Origin of the sequence: Flavobacterium tyrosinilyticum, from assembly GCF_023656565.1 — a bacterium.
Taxonomy (GTDB): Bacteria; Bacteroidota; Bacteroidia; order Flavobacteriales; family Flavobacteriaceae; genus Flavobacterium; species Flavobacterium tyrosinilyticum.
Map to the genome: position 1 here is coordinate 637,119 of NZ_JAMOKG010000003.1, position 18,784 is coordinate 655,902.

At 33.4% G+C, this 18,784-nt stretch carries 13 protein-coding genes; 8 read left to right on the forward strand and 5 right to left on the reverse strand.

Annotated features, from left to right (window positions below; genetic code table 11):
• Nucleotides 1-27: 27 nt before the first annotated feature.
• From NCC77_RS17005 to NCC77_RS17025, 5 genes are all read left to right on the forward strand, one after another.
• Nucleotides 28-981 (forward strand): Fic family protein, encoded by a 954-nt coding sequence (locus NCC77_RS17005; RefSeq protein ID WP_250836675.1) that lies wholly within the window; start codon nucleotides 28-30, stop codon nucleotides 979-981.
• Nucleotides 982-1,081: 100 nt separating this feature from the next.
• Entirely contained in the window at nucleotides 1,082-3,913 is a 2,832-nt protein-coding gene (uvrA, locus tag NCC77_RS17010) for an excinuclease ABC subunit UvrA (protein ID WP_250836676.1), read from the forward strand.
• Between the two features lie 632 nt (nucleotides 3,914-4,545).
• On the forward strand, nucleotides 4,546-5,274 hold the full coding sequence (locus NCC77_RS17015) for an LOG family protein (protein ID WP_250836677.1): 729 nt from the start codon (nucleotides 4,546-4,548) through the stop codon (nucleotides 5,272-5,274).
• Nucleotides 5,275-5,541: 267 nt separating this feature from the next.
• A complete protein-coding gene (locus tag NCC77_RS17020; RefSeq protein WP_250837177.1) occupies nucleotides 5,542-8,289 on the forward strand; it encodes a gluzincin family metallopeptidase in 2,748 nt (915 codons plus the stop codon).
• A 190-nt stretch (nucleotides 8,290-8,479) separates the two neighbouring features.
• The gene (locus tag NCC77_RS17025; RefSeq protein WP_250836678.1) at nucleotides 8,480-10,894 is read left to right on the forward strand and encodes an alpha-ketoacid dehydrogenase subunit alpha/beta; all 2,415 of its coding nucleotides are present in this window, start codon (nucleotides 8,480-8,482) and stop codon (nucleotides 10,892-10,894) included.
• A gap of 238 nt (nucleotides 10,895-11,132) precedes the next feature.
• On the opposite strand, the gene kdsB is transcribed toward NCC77_RS17025, so the two are convergent.
• The 4 genes from kdsB to NCC77_RS17045 all read right to left on the reverse strand — a co-directional run bounded on the left by kdsB (nucleotide 11,133) and on the right by NCC77_RS17045 (nucleotide 15,612).
• Nucleotides 11,133-11,867: a 3-deoxy-manno-octulosonate cytidylyltransferase gene (gene kdsB / locus NCC77_RS17030; RefSeq protein WP_250836679.1), complete on the reverse strand. Its 735-nt coding sequence runs from the start codon at nucleotides 11,865-11,867 to the stop codon at nucleotides 11,133-11,135.
• Between the two features lie 165 nt (nucleotides 11,868-12,032).
• Complete coding sequence (locus NCC77_RS17035; protein ID WP_250836680.1) at nucleotides 12,033-12,845, reverse strand: class I SAM-dependent methyltransferase; 813 nt, start codon at nucleotides 12,843-12,845, stop codon at nucleotides 12,033-12,035.
• Nucleotides 12,846-13,146: 301 nt separating this feature from the next.
• Nucleotides 13,147-13,977 carry a 4,5-DOPA-extradiol-dioxygenase gene (gene ygiD, locus NCC77_RS17040; protein ID WP_250836681.1) on the reverse strand — a complete coding sequence of 277 codons (831 nt, stop codon included), beginning with the start codon at nucleotides 13,975-13,977 and terminating at the stop codon, nucleotides 13,147-13,149.
• 225 nt (nucleotides 13,978-14,202) lie between these two features.
• Nucleotides 14,203-15,612 (reverse strand): ATP-dependent DNA helicase, encoded by a 1,410-nt coding sequence (locus NCC77_RS17045; protein WP_250836682.1) that lies wholly within the window; start codon nucleotides 15,610-15,612, stop codon nucleotides 14,203-14,205.
• A 395-nt stretch (nucleotides 15,613-16,007) separates the two neighbouring features.
• On the opposite strand from NCC77_RS17045, the gene NCC77_RS17050 reads away from it, so the two are divergent.
• The 3 genes from NCC77_RS17050 to NCC77_RS17060 all read left to right on the forward strand — a co-directional run bounded on the left by NCC77_RS17050 (nucleotide 16,008) and on the right by NCC77_RS17060 (nucleotide 18,021).
• Nucleotides 16,008-16,829: a DUF3822 family protein gene (locus tag NCC77_RS17050; protein WP_250836683.1), complete on the forward strand. Its 822-nt coding sequence runs from the start codon at nucleotides 16,008-16,010 to the stop codon at nucleotides 16,827-16,829.
• Entirely contained in the window at nucleotides 16,826-17,431 is a 606-nt protein-coding gene (locus tag NCC77_RS17055) for an RsmD family RNA methyltransferase (RefSeq protein ID WP_095931549.1), read from the forward strand. Before NCC77_RS17050 ends, NCC77_RS17055 begins: the two co-directional genes overlap by 4 nt.
• Nucleotides 17,432-17,571: 140 nt before the next feature.
• On the forward strand, nucleotides 17,572-18,021 hold the full coding sequence (locus NCC77_RS17060) for a hypothetical protein (RefSeq protein ID WP_250836684.1): 450 nt from the start codon (nucleotides 17,572-17,574) through the stop codon (nucleotides 18,019-18,021).
• A gap of 46 nt (nucleotides 18,022-18,067) precedes the next feature.
• On the opposite strand, the gene NCC77_RS17065 is transcribed toward NCC77_RS17060, so the two are convergent.
• Nucleotides 18,068-18,751 carry a hypothetical protein gene (locus NCC77_RS17065; RefSeq protein ID WP_250836685.1) on the reverse strand — a complete coding sequence of 228 codons (684 nt, stop codon included), beginning with the start codon at nucleotides 18,749-18,751 and terminating at the stop codon, nucleotides 18,068-18,070.
• Between the last annotated feature and the right edge of the window lie 33 nt (nucleotides 18,752-18,784).

Genomic DNA, 18,784 nt, shown 5'->3' on the forward strand with positions numbered 1-18,784 from the left:
GATATTAAGAAGTACCTTTGTAGGATTATGTTTAATATTGACCTAACATACAGAGAAGAATTTCAATCAACTTTCGATCGATTGTACCAAAAAAGGCAGGAACTGCAAAACAGCAGACCATTGCCTACTATTGCTTTGAATAAAATACGAGAAAGTCTTTCTTTAGAATGGACTTACAATTCAAACAGTATCGAAGGGAATACACTTAGTTTGAGAGAAACCCAAATGGTAATTCAAGAAGGAATTACCATAAAAGGCAAATCGCTACGAGAACATTTTGAAACCCATAATCATGACAAAGCTATTGATTACCTCTACTCTATTGTAGATGAAAATTATAAGCTAAGGAGTATAGATATTCTCTCTATCCATGGTTTGGTTATGCGTTCTATCGAAGAAGATTTTGCTGGTAGAATTCGCAACGGAGGAGTTCGTATTTCTGGAGCCAATTTTATGCCTCCAAATGCCAATAAAGTCTCCGATTATTTAGATGAATTAATCGAGTTTATCAATACAAATCCTTTAGGTTTAAACGATATAGAACTCGCCACGATCTATCATCATAAACTTGTCTGGATTCATCCTTTTTTTGATGGAAATGGGCGCACGGTTCGTTTAAGCATGAATTTATTATTGATGCGATGTGGTTTTCCGCCGGCTATTATTCTTAAAAATGATAGAAAAAAATATTACGAAGCACTCAATCAGGCCAATAATGGCAATTATCAGAAACTAACCCTTTTAATGTGCCAAGCCCTAGAAAGAACAATCAATATTTATCTGGGTGCAATGCCTGGAAGTCCTTATGATTATCAATCGATTCAAAACATAGTTAGTGAACCTGATACACCTTATGGCCAAGAATATGTCAGTTTACTCGCCAGAACAGGAAAAATTGACGCTTACAAAGAAGGCCGAAATTGGTACACCACAAAAGAAGCCATAGAAAACTACATGGCAACCCGAAAAAGAAAGCGCTAGTTTATACTAGCGCTTTTTGTTACTAATTGTAACATAAAGTTTTGCTATCGAGCACTAAAAGAACAAATCAAAGTGGTAACTTTGCGTTTTGCTCAAAATTATGTTAGATAAAGACAATACTATTGAAGTTCTTGGTGCAAGAGTTCACAATCTAAAAAATATCGATATATCTATTCCGCGTGAAAAACTGGTTGTAATTACCGGTTTATCAGGTTCGGGAAAATCTTCTTTGGCTTTTGATACGATTTATGCCGAAGGACAGCGTCGTTACGTAGAAACGTTTTCTGCCTACGCTAGGCAATTTCTTGGCGGATTAGAACGTCCAGACGTTGATAAAATTGACGGACTTTCACCTGTAATCGCGATTGAACAAAAAACAACTAGTAAAAGTCCGCGTTCTACAGTTGGGACTATTACTGAAATTTACGATTTCTTAAGGCTTTTATACGCGCGTGGCGCAGATGCCTACAGTTATAACACTGGCGAAAAAATGGTTTCGTATTCTGATGAGCAGATTAAAGATCTGATTATTCAGGATTATAATGGAAAACGCATCAATATTCTTGCTCCAGTTATTAAAGCCAGAAAAGGTCATTATGCGGAACTTTTCCAACAAATTACCAAACAAGGATTCTTGAAAGTTCGTGTAAACGGAGAAGTTCAAGATCTGGTTGCGGGAATGAAATTGGATCGTTACAAAACACACGATATTGAGATTGTTGTAGATAGAATGGTGATTGAAGATAATCCAGATACACAAAAAAGATTATCTGAAAGTATCAATACTGCGATGCATCACGGTGAAGATGTATTGATGATTTTAGATCAAGATTCTAATGAAGTACGTTATTTCAGTAGAAATTTAATGTGTCCTTCAACAGGAATATCGTATCAGAATCCAGAACCAAATTTATTTTCGTTCAACTCCCCAAAAGGAGCTTGTCCGCATTGCAACGGATTGGGAACGGTACACGAAATCAATGTTAAGAAAATTATTCCAAATCCAAAATTATCTATAAAAGCGGGTGGTTTTGCTCCGCTCGGCGAATACAAATCTTCATGGATTTTCAAACAATTGGAAACCATTGGAGAAAAATTCGGATTTAAAATTACCGATGCAATAGAGAAAATTCCTGAAGAAGCGATGCAAATGATTTTGTATGGCGGAAAAGATAAATTTTCTATCAATTCTAAGGATCTTGGCGTAACAAGAGAATATAAAATTGACTTTGAAGGAATTTCTAATTTCATCAAAAATCAATATGACGAAAGCGCCACAACCAGCATAAAACGTTGGGCAAAAGATTTTATGGACGAAATTAACTGTCCTGTTTGCGATGGCTCACGTCTTAAAAAAGAAGCTCTGTTTTTTAGAGTAAATGAAAAAAATATCACCGAATTGTGTGATATGGATATTTCAGATTTAACAGCTTGGTTTCAAGATTTAAATAGCCATTTGACAGATAAACAGCTTTTGATTGCATCTGAAGTTGTAAAAGAAATCAAAGACCGTTTGAACTTTTTAATGAATGTTGGTTTGAATTATTTGGCTTTAAGCCGAAGTTCAAAATCGCTTTCTGGTGGTGAAGCACAACGTATTCGTCTGGCAACACAAATTGGTTCTCAGCTGGTTGGAGTTCTTTATATTTTAGATGAACCGAGTATTGGTTTACACCAAAGAGATAACGAAAAATTGATTCATTCTTTGGAACAATTGCGTGATATCGGAAACTCGGTTATTGTTGTTGAACATGACAAGGACATGATTGAAACGGCGGATTATGTAATTGATATTGGACCAAAAGCGGGTAAATATGGAGGAGAAATCATCAGTATTGGAACTCCAAAAGAAACTTTAGCTTCGGATACTATTACCGCTCAATATTTGAATGGTAAAATGAAATTTGAAATTCCGAAGAAAAGAAGAAAAGGGAATGGCAAATTCTTGAAACTAACTGGAGCAACAGGAAACAATCTTAAAAACGTTTCGATAGAAATTCCGTTAGGGCAATTAACTTGCGTTACAGGAGTTTCAGGAAGCGGTAAATCGACTTTAATTAATGAAACGTTGTATCCAATTTTAAACGCGTATTATTTTAATGGCGTAAAAAAACCACAACCTTACAAAAAGATTGAAGGTCTGGAACATATTGATAAAGTAATTGATATTGACCAAAGTCCGATTGGAAGAACACCACGTTCGAATCCGGCTACCTATACAGAGGTTTTCACTGAAATCAGAAACCTGTTTACGATGACTTCTGAGAGTATGATTCGTGGTTACAAAGCAGGACGTTTTAGTTTTAACGTAAAAGGTGGACGTTGCGAAACCTGCGAAGGTTCTGGTGTAAGAACAATCGAAATGAACTTTTTACCAGACGTTTACGTAGAATGCGAAACGTGTCAGGGAAAACGTTTCAATAGAGAAACTTTAGAAATCAGATATAAAGGAAAATCTATTTCGGATGTTTTGGATATGACGGTTGATGAAGCTGTTCCATTCTTTGAAAATATTCCCAAGATTTACAGAAAAATCAAAACCATTCAGGATGTTGGTTTAGGTTATATTACACTTGGTCAACAAAGTACAACGCTTTCGGGTGGTGAAGCGCAACGTATTAAATTGGCGGGAGAATTGTCTAAAAAAGATACTGGAAATACATTTTATATTCTAGATGAACCAACAACAGGTTTACACTTTGAAGATATTCGTGTTTTGATGGAAGTAATCAATAAATTGGTTGATAAAGGAAATACCATTCTTGTGATCGAACATAATATGGACGTTATCAAACTTGCCGATTATATTATTGATATTGGCCCTGAAGGCGGAAAAGGCGGTGGACAATTGGTTGCCAAAGGAACCCCAGAAGAAGTGGCTCAGAATAAAAAGAGTTATACGGCTAAGTTTTTGAAGAAAGAATTGGAGTAAGATTGATCTTTGTAAATATTTAAAACCAAGTGCATGTGGAATTTTGTTTTTTTTTTAAACAAAACAACCACAATCTTTGTCTTTTCGACGAAGGAGAAATCTCCACAAGTAACTCCGCAACGAAAACCCAATCTTTGTCGAGCTTCTCGCGGAGATTTCTCCTTCGTCGAAATGACAAAAATGCGCAAACCAACTTTCTAATTTACCTTTTATCAAAACTTTATACGCATTTACCTTTAAAAATTGATAAAGATTTAGATCTAAAAAATTTACTGATTTTACATTCACCAAATACCTGATAATGAATCAAAAAACTGAATTTGATTATTATCGCAACATTACTTTTGGATTATAATTCCCGCTTTTTGTAACAATTCTAGAAAAAAGCGTTAATTTAGTGTCCGCTTTTTCTGAAAAACTCAAGCTTTTTAAGGAAAAATATGTTTCGATTAAACCAAATGTTTATTTGAAACCAACTGCCCTAGCCCTGATGGGAGCGGCATCCTTTTGTGCTGGGGTTCAGCACAAAAGATATAGCGGACAGCAGGAAATAGCTCCTAACTCCGAATATGCTTAGGATGACAATTACAGGGAAAAAAACATAGATAAAATAATAAATTAAAATACCTAAAATGAGATTAGAAGATTTTGATAATGATGAAGATAAAGTAATTCAGGATCGTTTGAAACAAAGAACGTGGAATGAAATTAAAACCAATGACAGCTGGGCAATTTTTAAGATTATGTCTGAGTTTGTAAATGGTTACGAGGCAATGGGGCGTATTGGTCCTTGTGTTTCTATTTTTGGATCGGCAAGAACAAAACCAGAGGATAAGTACTATGAATTGGCTGAAAAAATCGCTTATAAAATCAGTAAAGCAGGTTACGGTGTGATTACAGGAGGTGGTCCCGGAATTATGGAAGCTGGAAATAAAGGCGCGCATTTGGGCGGAGGAATTTCGGTTGGTTTAAATATCGAGCTTCCGTTTGAGCAGCATTTTAATCCGTATATTGATCATGACAAAAACCTGAATTTCGACTATTTCTTTGTGAGAAAAGTAATGTTCGTAAAATATTCGCAAGGTTTTGTGGTGATGCCAGGTGGTTTTGGAACTTTAGACGAAATGTTTGAAGCTATCACTTTGATTCAGACTAAGAAAATTGGAAAATTCCCGATTATTTTGGTTGGAGTTGAGTTCTGGTCTGGCTTAATAGAATGGGTTAAAACTGTTTTGGTTGAAAAAATGCATACTGTAAGCCCAGAAGATTTGAATTTATTTAAAATTGTAGACACTGAAGATGAAGTTGTGGAAGCATTGGATAAATTCTACAAAAAGTACGATTTAAGTCCGAATTTCTAAATTTAATTTTCATGTGTGAGATCACATTTCGCTGTGAACATCATACTATTTATCGTTAAATTACGTAAATATCATAAAAATTGAAAGCTGTTTTTTTAAACAGCTTTTTTTATACTATTTTTACAAAAATCCGAAACCGCAATATGTCTGTAATTTAAGTATGTCTGATAATTTTTAAGCCACTATTTGAAAGCACTTTATAAAATTATTTGCCTCGTTTTAGCTTTATCATTTTCGATAAAACTAACTGCACAACATCAATCTAAGATGGAAGTGGCGGTAAATCTCGAACTTAAAACACTAAACATAAAACAGGATCTTACGTATCATAATACTACAAATGATACTTTGGCTTCAATTGTTTTGAATGATTGGAATAACGCTTTTGCTGATAAAAACACGCCTCTAGCAAAACGTTTTTCTGATGAATTTTACAGAGGTTTTCATTTGGCAAAGGCTGCCGACAGAGGAAAAACTACAATTATTAACCTGACAGAAACTAATTTTTCGGCTCTGGAATGGGAAAGAAGCACTCAGGAACCTGACTATATTATGGTCAAACTGAATCGCAAACTGCTTCCTAACGAAAAAATCGTTTTACATCTCAATTATATTGTAAAAATACCAAACGATAAATTCACGCATTTTGGTTTTGATCAAAATGGCGGCATGGCTCTTAAAAACTGGTTTATAAGTCCTGCCCGTTTTGAAAATGGTCTTTTTGTAAAGTATAACAATTTCAATCTAGATGATATTGCAAATGCAGTGAGTGATTATGAAGTTGAAATTAAAATCCCGAACTCACACTCCATTACTACCGATTTAAATTCGATTTCTAAAGACACGAGCAATCAGAGCTACACTATTTATTCTTTTTCTGGCAGAAACAGAACCGATTTCAGCCTTTATATCGAAAAACAAAATAGTTTTAGAACTTATGATAATGGTTCTCTACTGGTTGAAACCAATTTAAAAAATAAAAAAATAGACGAAATTCAGAAAGCGATTATCATTAATCGAGTGGTTTCTTATGCTGAAAAGTTTATTGGAAAATATCCGCATGAAAAAATAACCGTTTCTCAGATTGATTATGACCGAAATCCTTTTTATGGTTTAAATCAGCTGCCTTCTTTTATCAGTCCATTTCAGGATGACTTTATATTTGAAATTCAGTTTTTAAAGACTTTTCTAAACAATTATCTTAAAAATAGTCTTCGCTTAGATCCTCGAAAAGACAATTGGATTTATGACGGAATCCAGATTTATGCCATGATGAAGTACATGGAAGAACATCATAAGGATGAGAAAATGTTGGGAAGACTATCCAACATGAAACTCTTTAAAAGCTACAATATCACGAATCTAACTTTTAACGAACAATATAGCTATTACTATATGCTAATGGCTCGTAAAAACTTGGATCAGCCACTTGGCGACCCAAAAAATACCTTAATAAAATTTAACGAGCAAATTGCCAGTAAATATCGAGCTGGTTTGAGCTTGAGTTATTTAGATGACTATCTGAATGATGATATTGTTCCTAAAAGTGTCAAAGAATTTTACAATCTCAACCAATTCGGACAATCGAATCGTTATGACTTTGAGAAAATCTTAACCCAAAAAAGCGCAAAAAATATCGATTGGTTCTTTAAAACCATTATCGATTCGCGAGATATTATCGATTATAAATTTTCGAACGTTTCGAGAACTGCAGATAGCATTACATTTTCGGTTAAAAATAAAACTGGCATCTACGCTCCTATTCCAATTTACGGAATTAAAAAAAAGGAAGTCGTTTTTAAAGAATGGATTGAGCCTACTAAAAAAGACTCTGTTTATGAGTTCAGTCGTAAAAATGCAGATAAAATTGTAATTAATTACGATAATGAAGTTCCAGAATACAACCAAAGAAACAACTGGAAATCGCTAAAACATGTTGCCCTCAACCGACCGGTTAAATTTAATTTTACTAAAGATTTAGAAGATCCAGACTACAATCAGATTTTATACATTCCGACATTAAATTATAATTACTATGATGGTATAACGCCAGGAATTCGTTTTCATAATAAAACCATTTTAGACAAGCCTTTTAATTTTGACATTAATCCGGCGTATTCTATAAAAGCAGGTACAGTTTCGGGTTCGTCTGCTTTTTCATGGAATCAAAATTATAGAAACAGTACTTTATATAATGTTCGATATTCTATTAGTCAGAATTATTATCATTACGCCCCAGATGCAACTTATTTAAGATTAAATCCGATGGTGCAGTTTCGTATTCGAGAAAAAGATTTTAGAGATAATAGGAAACAGCTGTTTTTAGCACGTCAGGTTATTGTAAATCGTGAAGCAAGCACCTACATTACAGATAATTCAAAACCAAACTATTCGATCTTTAATGCCCGTTATTCTAATACGAAAACAGAATTAATTGACCATTTTAGTTTTATGACTGATCTGCAATTTTCTAGCGGTTTCGGAAAAGCTTCTGGAGAAATTGAATACAGAAGGCTATTTGAAAATAACAAAAAGTTAAATTTAAGACTATATGTTGGAAGTTTCTTGTACAACACAACAAACTCAGATTATTTTAGTTTTGGCTTAGACCGTCCGACAGATTATTTATTTGATTATAATTTATTCGGAAGATCAGAAAGCACAGGCTTTTTTAGCCAGCAGTATGTTATTGCTGAAGGAGGTTTTAAATCGCAATTAGAACCAGCATACGCCAATCAATGGATGACCACTTTGAATGCCAGTTATGCCATATGGAACTGGGTTGAGATTTACGGCGACATTGGTTTCTTAAAAAACAAGCATAAAAGTGAGTTCTTTGCTTACGATTCTGGAGTCCGTTTAAACTTGGTTCCTGACTACTTTGAACTCTATTTTCCTGTTTATTCTAATAACGGATGGGAAATATCACAGCCTAAATACAATGAAAAAATACGATTTATAATCACTTTTTCGCCAAAAACTTTAGTTACTCTTTTTACCCGAAAATGGTTTTAATCAAATAAATTTTAAACAAAAACTTGCGAAATTATCAATAAAAATAAATTTCATATAAAAATAACATAAATAAAATACGTAGTTTTTAGATTTGAATACAAATAATTAAATTATATTTAGTTTAAAGAATTATGATTATTGATTGTTTTTAAGTAATTTCGCGACATAAACAACATGACGCTACAAGATTATGATAAAAGAAAAAAGCAATACTACACTGACATTTGAAGACTTCAAAACTGAGGTATTGAATGACTATAGAATTGCGGTAACAAGCCGTGAATGTAGTCTTTTAGGTCGAAAAGAAGTATTAACAGGAAAAGCTAAATTTGGAATTTTCGGTGACGGAAAAGAAGTTCCGCAGCTGGCAATGGCAAAAGCTTTTAAAAACGGAGATTTCCGTTCTGGATACTATCGCGATCAAACTTTTATGATGGCTATTGGTGAATTGAATGCCAAACAGTTTTTTGCCGGTTTATACGGTCATACTGATTTAGCTTTTGATCCTATGTCTGCCGGAAGACAAATGGGCGGACACTTTGTAACGCACAGTTTAAACGAAGATGGTTCTTGGAAAGACTTAACCAAACAAAAAAATTCAAGTTCAGATATATCTCCAACAGCAGGACAAATGCCAAGATTACTTGGTTTGGCACAAGCTTCAAAAATTTACAGAGAGGTTGATGGAATAACCATTAAAGATAAGTTTTCTGTTAACGGAAACGAAGTAGCTTGGGGAACTATTGGTAACGCAAGTACCTCTGAAGGTTTGTTTTTTGAAACTATAAACGCTGCTGGAGTGCTACAAGTTCCAATGGTAATGAGTGTTTGGGATGATGAATACGGGATTTCTGTTCATGCTAAACATCAGACTACTAAAGAGAATATTTCTGAAATTTTAAAAGGATATCAGCGTGATGAAGATTCTAAAGGTTATGAAATCTTTAGAGTGAAAGGCTGGGATTATGCCGAATTGGTTTCTACTTATGAAAGAGCCGGAGCAATTGCGCGTGAAGAACATATACCAGTTTTAATTCACGTAAACGAATTAACACAGCCGCAAGGTCACTCTACTTCTGGTTCTCACGAACGTTACAAAAATGCAGAAAGACTAGCTTGGGAAAGAGATTTTGACTGTATTCGTCAAATGCGTCTATGGATGATTGCCATTAATATTGCCTCTCCAGAAGAATTGGCAGAAATTGATTTCGAATTGAAGAAAGAAGTCTTAGAAGCTAAAAAAGAAGCTTGGAACAACTTTATTAATCCAATTATCGAGGATCAAAAAAACCTTCTTACTTTATTAGAACAAATTGCTGATGCAAGCATTAACCATAAAGATAGAATCAAGAAATTAATTTCTGAATTAAGTGCGATCAAAGCGCCTTTAAAGAAAGAATTATTGGTTTATGCTAGAAAGATTCTTCGTTTTATCGAAGTTCCAAACAGCAAAGTTCTTTTATCAAATTGGATTACAGATTTCATAGCAGAAACTCAGGAAAAATTTAGCAGTAATTTACATTCTGAATCTTCTAAAAATGTATTTTCAGTACAGGAAGTTCTTCCTAAATATGCAGAAAATGCAAAACCAGATTTAGACGGAAGAATGATTCTTCGTGATAACTTTGATGCTTTATTTGCTAAATATCCTGAAACTTTAATTTTCGGTGAAGATGTTGGAAACATCGGAGACGTAAATCAAGGTCTGGAAGGGATGCAGGAAAAATACGGAGAACTTCGTGTTGCCGATGTCGGAATTCGTGAAGCGACTATTATTGGTCAGGGAATCGGAATGGCATTGAGAGGCTTGCGCCCGATTGCTGAAATTCAGTATTTAGATTATTTGTTGTACGCTATTCAGATCATGAGTGATGATTTAGCTACATTACAATATAGAACTGTTGGAAAACAGAAAGCACCATTAATCATTAGAACTCGCGGACACCGTTTGGAAGGAATCTGGCATTCTGGTTCTCCAATGGGAATGATTATCAACGCTATTCGCGGAATCCATGTTTTGGTTCCGAGAGACATGACACAAGCAGCTGGTTTTTATAACACTTTGTTAGAATGTGATGAACCTGCTTTGGTTATTGAATGTTTGAACGGATATCGTTTAAAAGAAAAAACACCGCTGAATTTTGGTGAATTCAAAACGCCAATCGGGGTTGTAGAAACGCTAAGAGAAGGTTCTGATATTACTTTAGTTTCTTACGGATCAACTTTAAGATTGGTTATGCAAGCGGCTAATGAATTGGCAGAAAAAGGAATTGAGTGTGAAGTTATTGATATTCAATCTTTACTTCCGTTCGATATTAGCAAAGACATTGTAAAAAGTGTTGCCAAAACAAACCGTCTATTAGTAATTGATGAAGACGTTCCTGGAGGAGCTTCAGCATTCATTTTACAGCAGATTTTAGAAGAACAAGATGCTTACAAACATTTGGATAGCAAACCACAAACTTTAGCAGCAAAAGCGCACAGACCAGCATACGGAACTGACGGCGATTATTTCTCTAAACCTTCTGCAGAAGATATTTACGAGAAAATTTACGATATGATGCACGAAGTTAACCCTTCTAAATTCCCTGCTTTATATCAGTAAAATAAGAATTTTAGATAATAAAAACGCTCCAAGAATTTGGAGCGTTTTTTTGTTTTTACCCAAAGTGTCCAAACAGTTTTGTCATTTCGACGAAGGAGACTCGAGCGATAGCGAACAGGCGAAGCAAATCTCCGTAAGTAGCTTGACAAAAATTGATCAGCATTGTGGAGTTTCTCGCGGAGATTTCTCCTCCGTCGAAATGACAAGATTGTGAATAATGCGTAATACCAATTATATTTTAAATATCTCGCAACATCGCTCGAGCTCTTTCCAAATCCTCAGCCGTATCAATCCCAATTCCAACGTGGGTCGTTTCAACCATTTTGATACGTTTTCCGAATTCTAAATATCTTAACTGCTCTAACTTCTCAGAAGCTTCTAAAGATTTCATTGGAAGGCTGTAAAAGTCTAATAAAGCCTGTTTTCTGAATGCATAAATTCCGATGTGCTGAAAGTATCTTACACCAACATTTTTCTCTCTTGGATACGGAATTACAGATCTTGAAAAGTACAATGCAAACTGCGACTGGTCTACCACCACTTTTACATTATTAGGATTATTGATTTCTTCTTCCTGTTTGATTTCGCGCATTAATGAAGCTAAATCAATCTTTTTATCTGAATCATTTTTAAAAACAGATAAAACCTGCTCTAATGGTCCTGCTTCTGTAAAAGGCTCATCACCTTGTACATTCACTACAATATCAACATCTAGATTTGCAACGGCTTCTGCAATTCGATCACTTCCAGACTCATGTTCTTTAATGCTCATAATCGCTTTTCCTCCATTAGAAACAATTTCATCAAAAATCAGATCAGAATCGGTTACTACAAAAACATCATCGAACAATTTTGTCGAAACTGCCGCTTCATAGGTTCTCAGAATTACTGTTTTGCCTCCCAAATCCTGCATTAATTTGGCAGGAAATCGAGTTGAAGCATATCGGGCTGGAATTACCGCTATTATTTTCATTCTTATATTTTACTGAGTTTAAAAAACTCAAAATTTAGTAATTTAATTTTCACCGGTTTTAAGTGTTTGCAAATATGCAAAAATTACTTTTAATTTTCTGTTTACTAGCAAACCATACATCGATTATTATTAACAAACTTCTTGTCTTATGTATTTAGAAAAAAATTAAGCCAAAACCGTAACACGAAGATAAGTTGCAGGAATTAAGGTAGAATTTTTGTCATTACTTTGGTTTTGGCTATTCACTAATCCTTCAAGTTTAGCATACAAATCTGAAGTTTTTCCATTTTGTTCTGCAGCTTCAAAAGCATTCATAGTTGGGCCATAGTAATTTTTTAATCGATTTAGCCACTCCGAAGGTGGAAATGCTGCTTTAAATGTAAAGGTATCTCTCTCAAAAGAAATATTTTCTTTAGGAATACCCGCATTTGTGAATCTTTCGATAACATTATCCTCAATACCCCACAGCATTGGACTTACAAAACCCTCAGGAGGCGGTGGTGTAAATTCAGAACTAATTTTCAAGATTTGTGCAATCAACGTTGGATCACCCGGTATCCAATTACCCATAATAATTTTACCCCCAGGTCGTGTGACACGAACCATTTCTTTAGCAACATCAAAAGGTTTTGGAGCAAACATTGCTCCAAAAATACTCATCGTCACATCGTAAGATTGGTTTTTCAATTCATTTAAATCGGTTGCATCCCCTTCTTTGAATACAATATTATCTAATCCTTCTTTTTTTGCTCGAAGATTGCCAGCTTCAACTAAATTTCTTGCTATATCAACACCTAAAACATTGGCCCCTAATTTTGCCGAAGGTATTGCGGTTGTACCATCGCCACAGCCGAGATCTAAAACGTCACTATTTTCTTTTATTCCAATTTTGGCAACCAATTCCGCACCGCTTTCTCTCATAGATTCTGCAACGCGTGTAAAATCGCCTTTTTCCCATAATGCTTTGTTTGGATTCATCTTAGTTTTATCAGTGATTATAGTGCTGATGCCGCACTTTAACTTAATTTGTAAACATCTTCTATCGTTTTTTAAATTTATCACCAGTTAATCACAAAAGGCATTTAAAAAACTACTCAAAAAGAAAACAAAAATCAAACAATCAACTGACAAACAATTACTTACACAAAAATAAACAAATTTAGATCAAACACTTTATTGTCTCACCAATTTATTTTTTAAACAAATTATGTAGATTATAAACTTGTAGACCAATATCACATAAATGAAAACGATTGGAAAACGATTTAAAAAAATACTATTACAATATTTTCACCGAAGTCATACTCAACGAACCTGCTAAAAGTTTATCATTAAACAATTCCAATTCATCGTTTTTATCTTTTAAACCTAAAGTATATAATAACGGAAGATAATGTTCCGGCGTTGGAACTGCTAATTGGACAGCTTTATTCATTTTTTCGAAATCAATTAAAGGCTGGAAATTTCCATCAAGCAAAAAATTATTCACAGTTTCACGTGCTTCAATTGCCCAATCATAACCGTAATTATCTTTATCAAAATTTCTAAAATCGACCATTCTAAGATTGTGTACGATATTGCCGCTTCCTATAATTAAAACACCTTTATAACGTAATGCTTGCAGTTTTTGAGCCAATTCAAAATGATATTGTCCCGATTTAGTGTAATCGATACTCAACTGAATTACGGGAACATCTGGGTTTGGATATAAATGCTTAATTACACTCCAAGCGCCATGATCTAATCCCCAATGTTCGTCTAATTCGACCATTACGGGATCTAAAATCTTTTGTGTTTCTAAGGCTAATTCTGGACTTCCTTTTGCTGGATATTGCACATCAAAAAGCGCTTGCGGAAAACCTCCAAAATCATGAATAGTTCTCGGCATTTCCATCGCGGTAACTTTTGTTCCTTTGGTAAACCAATGCGCCGAAACACATAAAATAGCATTGGGTTGCGGCAATGTTTTAGCCAGATTACGAAAACCAGCCACAAATTGATTTTCTTCAATAGCATTCATCGGACTGCCATGTCCTAAAAACAGAACCGGCATTTTATCAGTATTCGAAAACGTAGATGAAATCGAATGTAAGTCGTTAAGCGTTGTCATTTTATTTTTTTTCTGCCACAGATTAAAGGATTAAAAAGATTTTTACTCATTTTTAAGTTAAAATGGTGTGATGCTTAATTTTTGTTTCACGCAGATTTTGCAGATTGATCAGATTGTTTAATTGAGTTTTTTAAATTAATAATCCGCTCAATCTGCAAAATCTGCGAGAGAAATTTAAACGCATTCAAAAAATCTTTTTAATCCTTTTAATCTGTGGCTAAAAAATTATTCCTCAAAGCTCTCGTCTTTAAATCCTATCAAATATAGCTTATTTTTAGCACGTGTCATCGCCGTATAAAGCCATCTAATGTAATCAGTATCAATTCCGTTTGGAAGAAATGGCTGTTCGATAAAAACCGTGTTCCACTGTCCACCTTGCGATTTATGACAGGTTATCGCGTAAGAGAATTTAACCTGTAATCCGTTGAAATATTCGTTTTCTTTTACCTTTTGAAATCTTTTATATTTGGTTGGCTCATCTTCATAATCTTTCATCACTTCTTCGTACAAACGATTCGATTCTTCATAGGTTAAAGAAGGCGATTCGCTAGTTAAGGTATCTAGAATTAAAACCGTCTCAAAAGGTTTTTGTTCTGGATAATCAACCATTCTTATTTTTACTTTCGCAAACTTAAATCCGTACAATTCTTTGATTCCGAAAAGTTCTAAAACTTCAATAATATCTCCGTTGGCAATAAATCCAGCTTCGTCTGTTTCTTTCAGCCAGAAATAATTGTTTTTTACCACCATCAAAAAATCTCCAACCGAAAGTTCGCTTTCTTTAAATAAAATTCGGCTTCTGATTTGCTCATTATATTGATTGGCACGTTTATTAGAACGAACAATAAAAGCAGTATCCTCAATGCTATAATTGCTGTAGGCAGTATTAATCGCATCTTGAATATCGTAACCGTCTGTTAGTCGAACAATATCTTTAAACTTCTTTACATTGAATTTAAATTCGGTTATAAAACTTTCTTTAAGCAATTCACGTAATTCTGTTGCATTGAATAAAATCCCTGAACTTTCTTCCTGACGCATTACTTCGTCCAATTCGATATGTTCAATTTCCTTGTCATAATGAATGCCCAAAGTCTGAATGTCCAGCGCCGGACTAATATCTAAATTTACTGGAGGCAACTGGGCAGTATCTCCCAAAAGAATCATTTTGCAATTGCTTCCAGAATAAACGTAATTGATCAAATCGTCTAGAAGCGAGCCACTGTCTAATGTGCTGTCTGAGATCATCGAGGCCTCATCGACGATAAAAATGGTATTTTTATGTTTGTTGACTTGCTTGGTAAAGGCTACTCCACCTCCAGAAGATTTCTTCGGGAAATATATTTTTTTATGAATCGTAAAGGCCGGATTATTCGAATAATTGGCGATTACTTTTGCCGCGCGTCCTGTTGGTGCTAACAAAACATATTTTTTATTGATCTCGCTAAGATTATTAACGATAGTAGAAATAACGGTAGTTTTTCCCGTTCCCGCATATCCTTTCAAAACGAAAATCGTGTCGTTTTGGGGTTCGGTTAGAAAGATTGCAATTTTCTGAAAAAAAATATCCTGCTTGTATGTTGGAGCAAAAGGAAATCGTTTTTGTAAAGTACCGTAAAACTGTGCAGAATTCATAGAGTAATATTGAAATACAAAGGTCGACTTTTTTAATGGCAATGGCAAAAATCAATTTCAATGGCAAAATTCAATTTCAATTTCAATTTCAATAGCAATAGCAATAGCAATGGCAAAATTCAATATCATTAGCAATTTCAATGGCAAAGTCAAATTAAATATGAAAATTAAAATACTATCTAAAACCTAAATTTAATTACAACCTTAAATAATTGACAATAAACAGAATGATAATATTTTGCTAACTTTCTTGTAATATTAAATTTTGAAATTGCATATTAATTAAGTCTTTTTCATTGATATTGAAATTGACATTGTTATTTTTTTTATTTGTAAGTTTGTGGTCGCTTAAATTCTTTCTTGATTTAAAACAGGTAACGAATTGTAAATCAACTATGTCATTACAAAATACTAACATTACTTCAAAAAATTACAGAAAACTTTCTATTCAGGTTTCACTGACTGGATTTTCATATTGCTGTTTCGATACTTTAAATAATATCATCACTTCTTTTAAGGAAATAAAGTTTGATACTACCAGTAAGACATCTCGAATTGAAGATCTGTTCAATGATGCTTTTAAAAGCAATCCTGAATTAAAAAATACTTACGATGAAGTAATGGTTATTCATAACAATAACCTTTCGACTTTTGTTCCGACTGCTTTGTTTGATGAGAATTATTTAGGAAGTTATCTGCAATACACTACAAAAGTGTTTGATACCGACTTTTTTACTTTTGATCAAATTCCTAATTATCAGATGAACTCGGTTTATATTCCCTTTGTGAATATCAACAATTTCTTAATCGATAATGTTGGTTCTTTTGATTATAAACACGCTAACAGCATTTTGGTCGAAAAACTTTTGGATAACTCAAGAAATAACGACGATAAGAAAATGATCGTCAATTTTAATCCTGAGAGTTTTGAAATTATTGTAGTGCAGAATCAAAAGCTTTTGCTGTTTAATTCATTCGAATATAATACTCCAGAAGATTTTATCTACTATATTTTATTTACAGCAGAACAAATGAGCATGAATCCGGAAAGTTTCAAATTAGAATTATTGGGAACTATTTCAGAAAATGATCCATTTTATGCTATAGCTTACAAATATGTACGCCATATTTCTTTTATGGATGTTTCAAAACTGAAGGAAAGAAATAGCTTTACAACCGCTCAAAATCAAAAACATTATATCTTATTTCAATCATGAGAATCATTTCAGGAAAATACAAAGGACGCAGAATTTTTCCGCCAAAAAATCTACCTGTAAGACCAACGACTGATATGAGTAAAGAAGCATTGTTTAATGTTTTGAATAATCATTTTAGTTTTGACAGCTTAAAGGTTTTAGATCTTTTTTCGGGAACTGGCAATATAAGTTATGAATTCGCTTCTCGCGGAAGTGCTCCCATTACTTCTGTTGATGGCGATTTTGGATGCGTAAAATTTATCAAACAAGTTTCATCAGAATATGATTTTGATATTGCTGCAACCAAAAGCGATGTCTTTAAATTCTTAGAAAATTCTAAAACTACTTACGATATCATTTTCGCAGATCCACCCTACGGATTGGATCAGGCAACTTTTGAGAAAATCGTTCTAACCGTTTTTGAACGAGATTTATTGGAAGACGACGGAATGATGATTATCGAACATTCAAAATACACCAAACTGGATCATATGAGTAATTTTTCTTTCCAGAAAAGTTATGGCGGTTCTTTCTTTAGTTTTTTTGAATTGAATTCGACCGATGATGATGAAGAATTACCACATGATGCTTCTAAAAAAGAATCTGAAGAAGATGAAGGTTAATATTTTTTTTATTTTTTAATATATAAAAAAAACCTTGTGAAAATTTTACAAGGTTTTTTTTTACGCTTGATTCAAAAATGTCTTAAAGTATTATTATTAAGTCTTCGTTGTCCTATTTTAAGAATAGAACATCTCTTTTTTTGCAAAAAAAAGAGATGAAAAAAATATGTTTATTAATTGTAATAATTTGTTGCACTTCTTGTAATCAAGATTATTATGATGATTATAATTATTACAATGAAAATTATTATCATAGACAACAATACATTGATCCTCCTATTTGGATAAGGGGAATTTGGAAAGATAACAAAGACAGAATGATTCAATTTACTGGAGACGATTTGTTATACAAATATCCTATGCAAAAATATAGTTCTGCTGCTGATGAAATATTTGATTATGAAAAGTATTACTTGAATGAATATAGCAGTTACCAAACTCCAAATGTTCAGGAAGTAGAATTAATCGATTATTATAGCATAAAATATAATTGCATAAATACGCCCAGCAAAAAATTTAGTTTTATCAAAATATCAGAATCAAAAATTGAATCGACAGGCTTGATGCCAGGAATATATTATAAACAATAAAATATTGAAAAAGAAAAAACTCTTGAAATGCAAGAGTTTTTTCTTTCTATTTGAATGAAAATGGTTTTTTAATTCCAAAGTAGAAAGAAATTCCAAGTCCAAAATTATCAGGCCTGCTATAATCTACATTGTTATATGGCATTTTATTTAACGCTTTTCCCAAATTTAACCGATTGTAAATAGCACTTACAACAATAGAATTGGAATTATTTTCAGACAAGAAAAATTCGTAGCCAATTTCTACACTTCCATAAACCTGCCAAGCTGGGAGACTACGCTTCTGAATAAACGAATTTGAAAGATTAAAATAATCGGAACTGCTAAAATTTTCTGTAGCTTGTATTCGTGCCAGATTTAATTTAGGCATTATAAAATAATTAAATTCCCTTCCTAAATAATCATCCAAAAATAAATTATAAATCTTTAAACCTAAACCCGTGTTTACCGCATAACCTTTTGCTAACTGCTTTTGCAAAACATAATTATCATAATCATAATTTTCTTGTTCAATATTTTTCAAAGTAAAATAACTTAGCGAAAGCTGAACAGCTATTGAAGGAAAATCTCCAATATCAATCCCTGCTTCCATTTCTTTAACAGATTCTGAACTTCCTGTTCCTAAATACATCGAATAATTTCCAAAACCTCTCAATTCCTGAGATCTAACATTATAAAATTGGGTTGTTAGTAAAATGCAAAAAACAATTCTTTTTAAATTCCAAAACTTCATTACTTAAATATTTAATTTTTGAATTAAATATTC

Coding starts and splice junctions, on each gene's coding strand:
- NCC77_RS17005 (WP_250836675.1), top strand. CDS start 28: ATGTTTAATATTGACCTAACATACAGAGAAGAATTTCAATCAACTTTC.
- uvrA (WP_250836676.1), top strand. CDS start 1,082: ATGTTAGATAAAGACAATACTATTGAAGTTCTTGGTGCAAGAGTTCAC.
- NCC77_RS17015 (WP_250836677.1), top strand. CDS start 4,546: ATGAGATTAGAAGATTTTGATAATGATGAAGATAAAGTAATTCAGGAT.
- NCC77_RS17020 (WP_250837177.1), top strand. CDS start 5,542: ATGGAAGTGGCGGTAAATCTCGAACTTAAAACACTAAACATAAAACAG.
- NCC77_RS17025 (WP_250836678.1), top strand. CDS start 8,480: ATGATAAAAGAAAAAAGCAATACTACACTGACATTTGAAGACTTCAAA.
- kdsB (WP_250836679.1), bottom strand. CDS start 11,867: ATGAAAATAATAGCGGTAATTCCAGCCCGATATGCTTCAACTCGATTT.
- NCC77_RS17035 (WP_250836680.1), bottom strand. CDS start 12,845: ATGAATCCAAACAAAGCATTATGGGAAAAAGGCGATTTTACACGCGTT.
- ygiD (WP_250836681.1), bottom strand. CDS start 13,977: ATGACAACGCTTAACGACTTACATTCGATTTCATCTACGTTTTCGAAT.
- NCC77_RS17045 (WP_250836682.1), bottom strand. CDS start 15,612: ATGAATTCTGCACAGTTTTACGGTACTTTACAAAAACGATTTCCTTTT.
- NCC77_RS17050 (WP_250836683.1), top strand. CDS start 16,008: ATGTCATTACAAAATACTAACATTACTTCAAAAAATTACAGAAAACTT.
- NCC77_RS17055 (WP_095931549.1), top strand. CDS start 16,826: ATGAGAATCATTTCAGGAAAATACAAAGGACGCAGAATTTTTCCGCCA.
- NCC77_RS17065 (WP_250836685.1), bottom strand. CDS start 18,751: ATGAAGTTTTGGAATTTAAAAAGAATTGTTTTTTGCATTTTACTAACA.